The 14,470-nt window shown below is 48.2% G+C and carries 9 protein-coding genes; 5 read left to right on the forward strand and 4 right to left on the reverse strand.

The features are described 5' to 3' along the window. Positions 1-131 precede the first annotated feature (131 nt). The 3 genes from QUB44_RS05445 to hisD form a co-directional block, all read right to left on the reverse strand. On the reverse strand, positions 132-2,255 hold the full coding sequence (locus tag QUB44_RS05445) for an ATP-binding protein (RefSeq protein ID WP_333364102.1): 2,124 nt from the start codon (positions 2,253-2,255) through the stop codon (positions 132-134). Positions 2,256-2,540: 285 nt separating this feature from the next. Then, positions 2,541-2,969 carry a universal stress protein gene (locus QUB44_RS05450; protein ID WP_333364104.1) on the reverse strand — a complete coding sequence of 143 codons (429 nt, stop codon included), beginning with the start codon at positions 2,967-2,969 and terminating at the stop codon, positions 2,541-2,543. Between the two features lie 719 nt (positions 2,970-3,688). Beyond that, the gene (hisD, locus tag QUB44_RS05455) at positions 3,689-5,002 is read right to left on the reverse strand and encodes a histidinol dehydrogenase (RefSeq protein WP_333364106.1); all 1,314 of its coding nucleotides are present in this window, start codon (positions 5,000-5,002) and stop codon (positions 3,689-3,691) included. A 945-nt stretch (positions 5,003-5,947) separates the two neighbouring features. On the opposite strand from hisD, the gene rpsT reads away from it, so the two are divergent. Both rpsT and QUB44_RS05465 read left to right on the forward strand, forming a co-directional pair. Further along, a complete protein-coding gene (rpsT, locus tag QUB44_RS05460; RefSeq protein WP_333066838.1) occupies positions 5,948-6,250 on the forward strand; it encodes a 30S ribosomal protein S20 in 303 nt (100 codons plus the stop codon). A gap of 225 nt (positions 6,251-6,475) precedes the next feature. Then, on the forward strand, positions 6,476-7,255 hold the full coding sequence (locus tag QUB44_RS05465) for a TatD family hydrolase (protein WP_333178772.1): 780 nt from the start codon (positions 6,476-6,478) through the stop codon (positions 7,253-7,255). Positions 7,256-7,611: 356 nt separating this feature from the next. Here the strand turns inward: QUB44_RS05465 and QUB44_RS05470 are convergent, their stop codons facing one another. After that, positions 7,612-7,755: a hypothetical protein gene (locus QUB44_RS05470; protein WP_333364110.1), complete on the reverse strand. Its 144-nt coding sequence runs from the start codon at positions 7,753-7,755 to the stop codon at positions 7,612-7,614. Positions 7,756-7,857: 102 nt separating this feature from the next. Here QUB44_RS05470 and rpoB point away from each other — a divergent pair, with 102 nt between their 5' ends. From rpoB to QUB44_RS05485, 3 genes are all read left to right on the forward strand, one after another. Then, positions 7,858-11,244 (forward strand): DNA-directed RNA polymerase subunit beta, encoded by a 3,387-nt coding sequence (rpoB, locus tag QUB44_RS05475; RefSeq protein WP_333364112.1) that lies wholly within the window; start codon positions 7,858-7,860, stop codon positions 11,242-11,244. A 149-nt stretch (positions 11,245-11,393) separates the two neighbouring features. Then, entirely contained in the window at positions 11,394-12,482 is a 1,089-nt protein-coding gene (locus QUB44_RS05480) for an HNH endonuclease (protein ID WP_333364116.1), read from the forward strand. Positions 12,483-12,565: 83 nt separating this feature from the next. Further along, a complete protein-coding gene (locus QUB44_RS05485) occupies positions 12,566-14,440 on the forward strand; it encodes a DNA-directed RNA polymerase subunit gamma (RefSeq protein ID WP_333142354.1) in 1,875 nt (624 codons plus the stop codon). Positions 14,441-14,470: the final 30 nt, after the last annotated feature.

Consider the following 14,470-nt stretch of genomic DNA (forward strand, 5'->3'; position numbering starts at 1 on the left):
ATCTGGCGCGCATGGTTCGGTGAGATCGGAAAACGGGCCATCAAAAATCAAAATTGAAGGTTCCATAACTTTGAAGTGACCCGATTCATGGGGTTCGGCAAGATAATGCCACAGTTCGCGAATATCCTCAACTAAATAACACTTTGATTTAGGGGAATTTCGATCCAAAACTCTGTTCCTTGTCCGGGTTCTGATGTACACCACAGTTTCCCTTTATGCTTTTGGATCACAATTTGATAACTAATAGACATCCCCATTCCCGTACCTTTTCCTATCGGTTTGGTTGTAAAAAATGGGTCAAATAGCCGTTTTTTGACTTCCTCTGTGATGCCACACCCATTATCAGCAATACAAATTCTCACCAATTCTGAGTTATACAGACTCGTACTAATCCGAATTGTCTTTTTCTCCACCCGATCTCGCTCATCTAAAGCATCCAGAGCATTTGTCAGAATATTCATAAATACCTGGTTAAGTTGTCCTGCATAACATTCGATCGGCGGCAGATTACCGTACTCTTTAATCACTTCAATCTCTGCATGTGTGTGTCTGGGCTTGAGACGATTTTGCAGAATCATCAGGGTGCTTTCAATGCCTTCATGGATATCGACAGCTTTGAAATCTGCTTCGTCCAATCGAGAAAAATTCCGTAGAGATTTAACAATATCGCGGATACGTTCAGAACCTACTTTCATAGACTTGAGCAGTTTTGATAAGTCTTCGCTCAAAAATTCAATCTCAATATCTTCCGACTTGGCTTGAATCTCCGATACCGGCTGGGGATAATACTTTTGATAAAGCTGTACTAGCTCTAGTAAATCTTGGGTATATTGGCTAAGATAAGATAAATTACCGTGAATAAAATTCGCGGGATTATTCACTTCATGGGCAATCCCGGCTACCAGTTGCCCCAGAGATGACATTTTCTCACTTTGGATGAGTTGGGCTTGAGTCTCCCGTAGTTCTTGAGTGCGTTCTTCTACTTTTTGTTCAAGGGTGTGGTAAGAGTTCTTTAATTCGTGACTCATTTGATTAAAAGATACTGATAAAGTTACCAATTCCTCTACGAGAGTGTCGGGAACATTTTGCTCGAAATTTCCACTGGCGATCGCCTGACTGGCTTGACTCAATCGCCGAATAGGTTTAGCTATCCATTGTGAAGTGATAATTGCTAATCCTGTTGCGATTACCAGTGATAACAGACAAAGAATAATCGTCGTATTTCTATTATAATTTATTTGCTCCATAAAATCAGATTCAGGCACGACGACTACAATTAGCCAATCCAGGCCTCTACCATCATTCAGCGGTAGCAACTGAACAAACTGCCGTTCACTGTTGAGGGTAAATTCTAACTGTTCTGATTTATGAATTTGGTCAAAGTTACCAAAATATTTCTGCAAATATTTAGCTGTCTCCCGCACAAATGGTTCGCTACTTTCCACGGCGTCAATCATCTTCTGATCTTTACCTTGTCCTTTGATTAGTGGCTCTTTTGTGGAACTAGAAATCATTGAACCCGATCGCTCCATCACAAAAGCCTTACCTGTTTTACCAATAGACAAACTTCCCAGAAATTCCCTTAAACTTTCTGAGAGGACAACAAGAGTGGCACAGACACCCAGAAGTTTACCTTCTGAGTCATAGACAGGTTCGCTGGCAGTAATTGCAGGCTTGCCATTGTTGACAATATTCACAAAAATCTTGCTCCAAGTAGGCCTCCCTGCTTTCACAGCAGAAATATACCAGGGGCGTTGGCGAGGATCGTAAGAAGAGTTTACCTGTTCTAGGAATTTTTGCCGATCGCCCCAATTATCCATTTCATAAAAATAAAAATGATAGTTTGTTTCTTGATTACTCGCAGTCATCGCGATTTTTGACTTTCGACGAGTCGCACCCAGATAATATCCTTGGGCATCGCCACAATAGGATGAAAAAACAAAAGGAGAGATTTGTACTTGGGTTAAAAATTGCTTAGCGTTGCGGCCATTCACCATGTCCATGTGGCCCTGTGCAAAAGCGACTGAATTCACACGATTGATATCATGAGGTTTGTTGATATATTGCTTGAGTTCTCCTTCAATGCGTGCTATTAACTCCTGACGAAGTTGAGCCGCCACATCGTTAACCGCTTTTTGTCCGTTGCGTAAGGAAAGCCAACCTGTTAAGCTCACTGCTGTAAAGATTTGTAGAACAAATGGAACAACAAGAACACCGCGCAGAGGAATTTTTAGATACTTCGCAGTTGGAGGCATAGATGATAATCCTTAGCCAATGGTTCTTTGTCTATCATAATATCAATTCATCTAAGCAGCCTGAAGCGGAGCTATCCCGATCGTGAATCGCCCTTTTTGTAGCCCCGTTAATCTGCGGTTAAAAGCGATCGCTTACTGGAAGTTTTTTATTTTTTCGTTGGTCGGTAAATTGACAAAATAGCATATATTTCATAGGTCGTTAATTTTTGCATTCAACTAACAAATCATATTAATAGCTATATTGGTTTATGTAAATGCAATAGTCGATCGCATTTACCAGCCTACTTACTTCGCGCGCACCACCAACACCGAACAAGGAGCCTCAGCCACAACCTCCGCACTCACCGAACCCTCCAAAATCCGCTTTAAACCAGTCAAACCCCGACAGCCGATCGCAATTAAATCCGCTTTATAAATATTAGCCAAACGGACAATTTCTTCGGCCGGTTGTCCCGAAACAATCTCCAATTCGCTCTGGCAAGACAACTTTTCCTGATAAGATTGCAGCAACTTCTCCACTTCTCGGTAAGCAATCTCATCTCCATGAGCGTGAGGTCGATCGACAACCGCGTCAAAATCCGACGTACCAGAACTCACAACATGAACTAGAATCACCTTTGCCGTCGGTTCTAGCCGAAATTGCCCTACAACTTGCAAAACCCGTTCTGCAAGCTCTGAATTGTCGATCGCTACCAAAACAGTATTTAATACCATGCACCTTTAAATCTCAGATACTAGACTTTAAATTTCTCGTTGATTGTCGCCTACTTTCAACAATTTCGCGTTTCCCATTAACATCATTATTACCTACCCATAAACCCGGTTTCTTAACATAATTGCGTCATTTAAGCAAGATACTTGAAGAAACCGGGTTTCTTAAGCCCACAGTGCGTAAGTAGGTAGGTGCAAATAAACTGGACCGCTTGTCACAGAATGTAAAGCTACCATAATCGCAAGAGAATTGCTTCGTTTCACTGCATTTCACTCGCTTTTGACCGAAAAACGAGACGCAAGCCCCTGGCTTCAGACACGGGGATAAGTCGGCAGCGGTTTTAACCGCCTTCAATTCTTGGTATAATTCAAACAGCAAGTAAGAATAACCATCTGCGTGTTGAAACAACCTAGTACGGTGAAATCCCGGCAACGGACATATCCGACTTGATTCGGAATAGTTAAAGGGCAAACAAAAGGCAGGTTGTTGAGCGTACCTATCTGGCATTAGTGGTGGACTCTAAAAGCACAAAAGCTAAAAGTATACGCAAAGTTTGGATTTGTCTAAGCTGAGTGGGTAGAGGCGCTTTGATTTCCACGAGTGAAAGTTCAGATACGAACTCTTCAAGAATCCCCGTCCCTTTAGGGCCCGGGAGTATCAATACCTATGTATTTTGCCACTCATCTACTTAAATCTCGATCGCCAATCTCAAATCTACCATCTAAAACTCACCCTTTCCCTCATTTTCAGTCCGCAGCCGCACCGAATCAGCATGAGAAGGAAGCCCCTCTGCTTCGGCCAAAACATTAATCGCCCTACTCACCTTCTTAAGTGCAGCCGGCGAATATTGAATCAAACTCGAATGTTTCATAAAAGTCTCGACACCCAGCGGCGACGCATAGCGTGGAGCCCCAGAAGTCGGCAAAGTGTGATTCGGGCCAGCCAAATAATCACCTACAGCTTCCGGCGTCGAGCAGCCCAAGAAAATCGCCCCAGCGTGGCGAATTTGCTCCAGCAAAGCCCAAGGATCTGCAACTTGCAATTCCAAGTGTTCGGGCGCAAACTCGTTAGAGAGTTCCGCCGCGGCTTTGAGCGACTCAACTACTACGACTAAACCATAGTTGGCGATCGCCTTTTCTGTTAAAGTTCGGCGCGGGTGATTTGCCAACTGTCTATCTACCTCAGCCACCACTTTCCTAGCCAGCACCGAATCCGCCGTCAGCAAAATTGCCGACGCCATCGAATCGTGCTCGGCTTGAGCCAACATATCCGCCGCCACGTGCACAGGATTCGCCGAACCATCCGCAATAATCAACACTTCCGACGGGCCAGCCAGAGAATCGATCCCCACAGTCCCGTAAACCAGTTTTTTAGCCAGGGTGACGTAAATATTCCCCGGCCCAGTAATTAAATCCACCTTCGGAATAGTTTCCGTACCGTAGGCTAAAGCTGCGATCGCCTGCGCCCCGCCTACCCGATAAATCTCATCAACTCCCGCTTCCTGAGCCGCTACCAGCACCGCAGGATTCATTTTCTTTTCCTGTCCGGGGGGAGTACACATCACCAGTCTCGGCACCTTGGCGACCTTCGCAGGAACCGCATTCATGATCACCGAGCTTGGATAGGACGCCTGACCGCCAGGAATGTAGATTCCCGCTCGATCGACCGGCGTGTAGCGCTTGCCCAAAACAATCTCGTCATCACCAAACTGCACCCAAGACTTGGGGACGCGCTGTCGGTGAAACGCCTCTACCTGTTTGCAAGCCAGCCGGATGGCATTTAATAATTCTTTCGACACCTGCTGGTAAGCAGCATCCAATTCGGCGCCGCTCACCCGTAAATCTTCCACATCTAGGGTCATGCGGTCAAATTCAGCAGTGTAGTGCAGCACAGCCTGATCGCCTCTGCGCCTTACAGCTTGCAGCACCTCCCGCACGGTGGCTTCTTTGTGAACGACAAGTTCGTCATGGGTGCGATCGCAGATCCGTCGCAGTTCAGCTTGTGCCTCAACCCACTGAGTAATGATTCGCAGCATGGAGATTAGGAATGCCGTCTATAACTTCACTAACATTTGCTTGACAATTGAGGATTTTTGTGGGGTTCTCCTAGAGAAGTAAGCCACCACCAGTCCACAAGCTTAAACCGCGAGAGTCGCGGCATTTTCCAAGGCTTCAGTGCAGCGTTTAAATCTCTGTCGAGGATTTGGCAACACTGAGGACAAGTCACAACCTTCTCTAGGAATTGCCCGCCAGAGAACCAGGTGCCGAGGGAGAGGGTTGGAACGCAGAGGGGGAGAGTGTCCGACCCCGATAATATCCGAGAGGGAGAGTGTTCGAGCGGGAGAATTTTGGTTCTGCCTTCTAGCTTCTACCTTCTGATCCGGCTGTCTTCTACCTTCTACCTTCAGCTTTTTACCTTCTACCTTCGGTAAGTGCTTCTTGCCGAAGCTCAAATAACCCGTATTCTTTGTTATAGCTTAACTTGGATTTTTCAGAGAATGGGATTTTAAGTAGAATAGGTGCTATATTAGTTTTTCCAACACCTGATAATTTTTTTATAAAAAAACGCCAAATTATTGTATACTTGAAAATTGCGCGCAAGAAACCGTGACTTTAACTCGTGACGGTGGAAACACCGCAAAACGCCTCTGTAACACCTGTGTCATACCTTTGGGTATTGTCAGGGGTAAAAAACAGGCAGTTAAATGAGTTAATAAAAAATTATTGCGCGGGCGTCGCCAAAAAGTAGCCACAGACTCAGCTCAATCTGAAGCTCAATCTGAAGCTCAATCTGAAGCTCAATCTGAAGCTAAATCTGAAGCTAAATCTGAGCTAAGGGAGAGTGGCTGTCTCACTCCGCCATTAAAAATCAAGCTTTTTGTGGATCGATCCCGAAAAGGTTGTCCTTCAAAATCCCCGTGTCTTGGGACTGTCTTGAGACTAGGGTGTATCAATGAATACCTACTTCCAGCAACAGAACTATGGCAAATATTAAGTCCGCCGTCAAACGAGTCAAAATCGCCGAACGTAACCGCTTGTACAACAAATCTTACAAGTCAGCGGTCAAAACTTTGATGAAGAAGTATTTCGCTGCCGTAGACAAGTACGCCGCAGCTCCGAGCCCGGAGTTAATGCAAGAAGTCCAGCAGCGAATGTCTGAGGCCTACAGCAAAATTGACAAAGCTGTCAAAAAAGGTGTACTCCACCGCAACAATGGCGCTCGCAAAAAGTCCCGCTTGGCAAGAACCCTCAAGCCACACGAAACATCCTCGGTAGCGTCTTAAGGAAGCAGAAAGTTCGGCAACGAAGCAGTGTACAAGATTGAAGGGATGGATGTTGAGGGAATAAGTTAAGGATGAACAAGTCAAGGGTGAAGAAGGAAGAAGGAAGAAAGAAGACGGAAGATTTTTCCCCCACACTCTCTCCCACTCCCACTCCCAGACTCTCTCACTCCCCCCTCGCCCTATCCCACCAGGACTCTCCCGTATCACCTCTAATCTGCTTCCCCCATGCAGCTCATCGACACTCACGTTCATATCAACTTTGAAACCTACAAATCTGAGTTAGAAGCCATTCGAGAACGCTGGCGCGAAGCTGGTGTGGTTCGGCTGGTTCATTCTTGTGTAGAGCCAGAAGAGTTTGCCGGCATTCAAGCAATCGCCAACCAGTTTGCAGAAGTCTCGTTTGCGGTTGGACTCCACCCCCTAGATGCGGACAAGTGGAAAGACGAGACTGCGAGCCAGATTAGGGAATTAGCAAGTTCGGACTCTAGGGTAGTGGCGATCGGCGAAACCGGACTGGACTTTTATAAAGCTGACGATCGAGAACACCAGTTTAAAGTGTTTGAGGCACAGCTTGAAATCGCCCAGGAACTTGACAAACCAGTCATTATCCACTGTCGCGACGCCGCCGCCCCAATGGCCGAAATGCTGAGGAACTTTTGGCAAACACGCGGGCCAGTGCGCGGGGTCATGCACTGCTGGGGAGGCACACCCGAAGAAACCCAGTGGTTTTTAGACCTAGGTTTCTACATCAGTTTTAGCGGAACAGTCACCTTTAAAAAAGCCTTGCAAATACAAGAATCAGCTTGTATGGTAAATAGCGATCGCATCCTAGTCGAGACAGATTGCCCTTTTCTCGCCCCCGTACCCCAGCGGGGAAAACGCAACGAACCAGCCTACGTCTACTACGTAGCCGAGCAAGTTGCTAAATTGAGAGGAGTTTCTCTCTTAACTTTGTCCCAGCAGACCACCAAAAATGCCTGTCAGCTATTCGGCTTTTCAGTTTAGTTATAGCAGAACAGAGAAACGAGGAAAACAGGTCGATTTAGGAGCCAGCGCTCAGGACAATCCCATTTCTATCCAGCCAGAAAAACCGGATTCATCCTTTATTGGAGATTCTTTTGGCGTTGCCTGTTGCGATCGGATTTGCGTCCTATAATAAAAAGAACCGACCGATCGGGCGTTGGCTTACTATCCGCGACTGCGATGTCGCCCAGGAACTGCCAACACAACGCGAGTACGCTAACCTTCGGGTTCGGTCAAAACTTCACGCAATACCTCAAACTTACACACTCAAACTTACACATCAGAAGAAACTTGGAACCTCAGCAATTTGGCAATAGCTGTCAAGTCAATTTTAGGAGTCAAAAGTGTAGGGAATTCACCCCGGGATACCACGAGATCAGAGCTAAAAGCATCTCGATCGAAACTAAAATCCGCAAAAAAATACTGCGAGCCACCAGCAAAAATAACCGTTGCAGCAGTTGGCAGGCGATCGAAAACATCATATAAATTCTCTCACACAATCCATCAAAAAAACGCAACAAGGTAAAAAAGCCCAGCCTTGGCGCCATGTAAAAAGCTAGAGCCACTGCGGAAAAAGGACCCCCATGACCACTAAAGATTACACAGAATTCGCCTTCACCTTGCCCGATTTGATCGAAATCCAGCGGGCAAGTTTTCGCTGGTTTCTAGAAGCCGGGCTGATCGAAGAACTCGACAGCTTCTCCCCGATTACAGACTACACGGGCAAGCTGGAACTCCACTTCATGGGCAAAGACTTCAAACTCAAGCGCCCCAAATATGATGTGGACGAAGCCAAGCGCAGGGACAGCACCTACTCGGTGCAAATGTACGTCCCAACCCGCCTGATTAACAAAGAAACAGGGGAAATCAAAGAACAAGAAGTATTCATCGGGGATTTGCCCTTGATGACCGAGCGCGGCACTTTCATCATCAACGGCGCCGAACGCGTGATTGTTAACCAAATCGTGCGTTCCCCAGGCGTGTACTACAAATCGGAAACCGACAAAAACGGTCGCCGTTCCTATAACGCCTCGCTCATCCCTAACCGTGGCGCGTGGCTTAAGTTCGAGACAGACAAAAACGATTTAGTCTGGGTCAGAATCGACAAAACCCGCAAACTATCGGCTCAGGTGCTGCTCAAAGCCCTCGGACTTACAGACGGCGAAATCTACGACTCCCTGCGGCATCCGGAATACTTCCAAAAGACGATCGAGAAAGAAGGACAATTCGGCGAAGAAGAAGCTTTGATGGAGCTCTACCGCAAACTCCGTCCAGGGGAACCCCCCACCGTGGCCGGCGGCGAACAGCTCCTCAACTCGCGCTTTTTCGACCCCAAACGCTACGATTTGGGCCGAGTCGGCCGCTACAAACTCAACAAAAAATTGCGCTTGACAGTCCCCGATACCACGCGGGTGCTGACATCGCAAGATATCTTGACAGCGATCGACTACCTAATAAACCTCGAATTCGACATCGGGTCCACCGATGACATCGACCACTTAGGCAACCGTCGCGTCCGCAGCGTCGGAGAACTGCTGCAAAACCAAGTGCGCGTCGGCCTCAACCGCTTAGAACGGATCATCCGCGAAAGAATGACCGTCTCCGATGCCGACTCCCTCAGCCCCGCATCTCTGGTCAACCCCAAACCGCTGGTAGCAGCAATCAAGGAATTCTTCGGTTCCTCCCAGCTATCCCAGTTCATGGATCAAACCAACCCCCTAGCAGAACTGACGCACAAGCGCCGGCTTTCGGCATTAGGTCCAGGAGGTCTGACTCGGGAACGCGCCGGGTTTGCAGTGCGGGACATTCACCCGTCGCACTACGGCCGGATTTGCCCGATCGAAACACCAGAAGGCCCCAACGCAGGTCTGATCGGTTCCTTAGCAACCCACGCCCGCGTCAACCCCTACGGCTTCATCGAAACCCCTTTCTATCCAGTAGAAAAAGGACAGGTGCTGCGCGACAAAGCCCCCGTCTACATGACAGCCGATGAAGAAGACGATTTGCGCGTCGCCCCCGGAGACATCAGCCTCGACGAAAACAACAACCTCTTAGGCGAAACCGTAGCCGTCCGCTACCGCCAAGAATTTACCACCACCACACCCATGCAGGTGGACTACATGGCGATTTCGCCCGTGCAAATCGTCTCCGTCGCGACATCCCTGATTCCATTCCTGGAACACGACGACGCCAACCGAGCACTGATGGGTTCAAATATGCAGCGGCAAGCTGTGCCGCTACTGAAACCAGAACGGCCCCTCGTCGGTACGGGCTTGGAAGCTCAGGCGGCGCGAGATTCCGGGATGGTGGTGGTTTCCCGGATTAACGGCGAGGTGATTTACATCGACGCTACTCGGATTATTGTCAAACCCCTGGCGGAGGATGCCGAATCTAATTCCAGCGAAGAACATTTCCTGATTCGGGAATACGACGAACTCAAAGTCAAACAGCCATCGGTTTGGAAGCAAAAATATGCTGGGTGCATCGAACACGAACTGCAAAAATATCAGCGTTCTAACCAGGATACTTGCTTAAATCAGCGTCCTTTGATTTATGAGGGCGATCGTGTCGTAGCAGGTCAAGTGCTCGCCGACGGTTCCTCCACCGAAGGAGCAGAACTCGCTCTGGGTCACAACATCCTCGTAGCTTATATGCCTTGGGAAGGCTACAACTACGAAGACGCCATGCTCATTAGCGAGCGTTTGGTGTACGAAGATGTCTACACTTCGATCCACATTGAGAAGTACGAAATCGAAGCCCGCCAAACCAAACTCGGCCCCGAAGAAATCACCCGCGAAATTCCTAACGTCGGCGAAGACGCGCTGCGCCAGCTAGACGAACAGGGCATCATCCGCAAAGGTGCTTGGGTAGAAGCCAGCGATATTTTGGTAGGCAAAGTCACCCCCAAAGGCGAATCCGACCAACCGCCGGAAGAAAAACTGCTGAGGGCAATCTTCGGCGAAAAAGCCCGCGACGTGCGCGACAACTCTCTCCGCGTCCCCAACGGCGAAAAAGGCCGCGTGGTAGACGTGCGGGTTTTCACCCGCGAACAGGGCGACGAACTGCCCCCCGGCGCCAACATGGTCGTCCGCGTCTACGTAGCTCAAAAGCGCAAAATTCAAGTCGGCGACAAAATGGCCGGCCGCCACGGGAATAAAGGCATCGTCTCCCGGATTCTGCCGATGGAGGATATGCCCTACTTACCCGACGGAACTCCCGTGGACATAGTTCTCAATCCCTTGGGCGTACCGTCGCGGATGAACGTAGGTCAGATTTTTGAGTGCTTGCTGGGATGGGCCGGCGAAAATCTATCGATGCGGTTCAAGATGGTGCCTTTTGATGAAATGCACGGCGCCGAAAAGTCGCGGGAAACCGTACACGGCAAGCTGCAAGAAGCCCGGGAAAAAACAGGCAAACCTTGGGTGTTTAATGAAAAGCACCCCGGCAAGACTATTGTCTACGATGGCAGAACTGGTGAACCGTTCGATCGCCCGATCACAGTCGGCATCGCCTATATGCTGAAACTGGTTCACTTGGTAGACGATAAGATCCACGCCCGCAGCACAGGCCCTTACTCGCTGGTAACGCAGCAGCCTTTGGGCGGCAAAGCGCAGCAGGGGGGTCAGCGGTTCGGAGAAATGGAAGTCTGGGCTCTGGAAGCGTTCGGCGCAGCTTATACTTTGCAAGAGTTGCTGACTGTCAAGTCCGACGATATGCAGGGACGGAATGAAGCGCTGAATGCGATCGTCAAAGGCAAAGCTATTCCGCGCCCCGGTACGCCGGAATCTTTCAAGGTGCTGATGCGGGAGTTGCAATCTTTGTGCTTGGATATTGCCGTGCACAAGGTGAATACGTCCGACGAGGGCAGTGAACACGTTGAGGTGGATTTGATGGCGGATGCTGGAGGCAAGCGATCGCCCTCCCGGCCTACTTACGAATCCCTTTCTCGTGACGAACTTGACGAGGATTAGGCATTAAAGATTAAAGATTAAAGATTAAAGATTTTTTGACAGCATTCAATTCTTTAATCTTTAATCGGCAATCTCAAATTAAAATGCCTCAGCAGTGGTACGAACACTGCTGAGGCGAATCAACGCTCTAAACAGGAGAGACGCTGAACATGAATATTGTAACAGTTGTCCCAGGAATTCAAGGAGAAGTTGACCGGGCGACGGGCTGTATTAATTGGCAAGGGAGCAAGTTTGGCAACGGTTACGGGCGCAAGTGGATCGATGGCAAAACAGTATTAGTCCACCGTTTAGTCCTCGAATCAAAAATAGCAGGATTCCTCGGTTCCGGTTATTTTGGTTGCCATACCTGCGACAATCGAAGCTGCATCAACCCGGCACATCTGGTAGTAGGTACTGCTGCTGAGAATACCGGGCAGATGATTGGGCGCGATCGCAAAACTCCCAGACGCAAAAGTATTCCCGGTATTGGCATATTGTCGATCGCACAACTACGGGAAATTCAGACTAAATATTTATCTGGAACCATCAAGAACCACCTAGCAAAAGAGTATGGAGTACAACATGAAACTATTACTAAGATACTTCAAACAAATATTCCCGATAACTTCACTACAGTTTCGCCAGGTTTTTTAGGAGAAATTCAAGACAACGGCTGCATCATTTTTCAAGGCTCAAAGGACGGTCAAGGCTATGGCAGGTACTTTAAAAATGGGAAATCGAAATCAGTCACTCGTGCTGTTTTAGCAGAGAAATTAGGATGTGAAATTCCCACTTCAATAGATGCTTGTCATAGCTGCGACAATCCCAGTTGCATCAATCCAGAACACCTTTGGGCTGGTACTCGCACTCAAAATTTGTTAGATGCTTCTAAGAAAGGACGCACTCAAGGAAAAAGTCATCCTCTTTCCAATGCCAAATTAGATTGGGAAAAGGTGCGAGAAATTCGACAAAAGCTAGCAGCAGGAGAGAGGATGAAGGATGTAGCACAGGAATACAGTGTCGGCCGCAAAACCATACACGATATTAAATATCACGTCACTTGGAAAGAAGAAGGTCAAGAGGTTCCAGTTCCCCGCATGGGTGGACATCTCGAACGCAAGCTAACTTTTGCTCAAGCTATTGAGATCCGAGAACGAATTCAAGCCGGAGAATCCATTGCTAAAATTGCTCAGGAATTGGGGGTATCCAGAAATGTCATTTCTGATATCAAAAGGAATGTCACATATAGAGGAGAATAAAATTGATTTAAGCCGCAAAACAAGCCAAAAAAAAAGATAAATTACCACAAATAATCGACTGTAAATCATCAATTGGAGTCAAAATGGCTAAAATAGAACAACGCTTTGATTACGTCAAGATAGGGTTAGCTTCACCAGAAAGAATTCGACAGTGGGGAGAGAGAACTTTACCCAACGGTCAGATAACCGGCGAGGTGACAAAACCAGAAACAATAAATTACCGGACATTAAAACCCGAAATGGACGGCTTGTTTTGCGAGCGCATTTTTGGGCCTGCAAAAGATTGGGAATGTCATTGTGGGAAGTACAAACGAGTTCGCCATAGAGGGATTGTTTGCGAAAGATGCGGTGTTGAAGTAACTGAATCTCGCGTCCGCCGCCATCGCATGGGTTTTATCAAATTAGCAGCTCCAGTAGCTCACGTTTGGTATCTCAAAGGCATCCCGAGTTACATGGCAATTCTGTTAGATATGCCGCTGCGAGATGTCGAACAAATCGTCTATTTCAATGCCTACGTTGTCCTAAATGCAGGTAATGCAGAGAAGCTGCAATACAAGCAATTGCTCACGGAAGATGCTTGGCTGGAAATAGAAGACGAACTTTACAGCGAAGATTCCACACTCACAGGTGTAGAAGTAGGCATAGGTGCTGAAGCTTTGCAAGTTTTGCTGCAAAACATTCCGCTAGAAAGTGAAGCGGAAAAGTTGCGGGAAGATATTGCTAATGCTAAAGGTCAAAAACGGGCAAAGTTAATTAAACGCTTGCGGGTAATTGACAACTTCATCGCTACGGGCTCTCAACCCGATTGGATGGTGCTCAATGTGATTCCGGTGATTCCCCCCGACTTGCGGCCGATGGTGCAGCTAGACGGCGGGCGTTTTGCAACGAGCGACCTCAACGACCTTTACCGGAGAGTAATCAACCGCAACAACCGCTTGGCGAGACTGCAAGAAATTCTGGCGCCGGAGATTATCATCCGCAACGAAAAGCGGATGCTGCAAGAAGCTGTGGATGCGCTGATTGACAACGGTCGCCGGGGCCGGACAGTTGTGGGGGCAAACAACCGCCCGCTGAAGTCGCTGTCGGACATTATTGAAGGGAAACAAGGTCGCTTCCGGCAAAACTTGCTGGGGAAACGGGTTGACTACTCTGGGCGTTCGGTGATTGTGGTGGGGCCGAAACTGAAAATTCATCAGTGCGGTTTGCCGAGGGAAATGGCGATCGAACTTTTCCAGCCTTTCGTCATCCACCGCTTGATCCGCCAAGGATTGGTCAACAACATCAAAGCTGCCAAAAAACTGATCCAGCGCAACGATCCCAGCGTTTGGGACGTGCTTCAGGAGGTGATTGAAGGACACCCGGTAATGCTAAACCGGGCGCCGACCCTCCACCGTTTGGGGATTCAAGCCTTTGAGCCGATTTTGGTGGACGGGAGGGCAATTCAGCTTCACCCGCTAGTCTGTCCGGCTTTTAACGCTGACTTTGACGGCGACCAAATGGCCGTGCACGTGCCTTTGTCTCTGGAATCTCAGGCGGAAGCGCGCTTGCTGATGCTGGCTTCTAACAATATTATGTCGCCGGCAACAGGAAGACCGATCGTTACTCCTTCTCAAGATATGGTTCTCGGTTGCTATTACTTGACAGCCGAAAATCCTGACGCTCAAAAAGGAGCAGGTCACTATTTCTCCAACCTCACCGATGCGGTTGTAGCTTATGAACAAGGGGTGGTTGACTTGCACTCTTATGTGTGGGTGAGGTTTCAAGGTGCTATAGAAAACACAGAACCTGAAGGAGAACCGCTGAAGGTGGAACGTTCTACGGACGGTATAGTGACCAAGGAATACAAGTTCCGCCGGGTTCGGGAAGATGGGGAGGGGAAGGTGATCAATCAGTTCATTCGCACTACTCCGGGTAGGATTATCTATCACCAAACGATCGAATCGGTGATTAATAATTAGGAGGTAATGCGTAGGAGGTAAGGGGTAAGG

This window comes from Microcoleus sp. AT3-D2 (assembly GCF_036705715.1).
Classification (GTDB): domain Bacteria; phylum Cyanobacteriota; class Cyanobacteriia; order Cyanobacteriales; family Microcoleaceae; genus Microcoleus.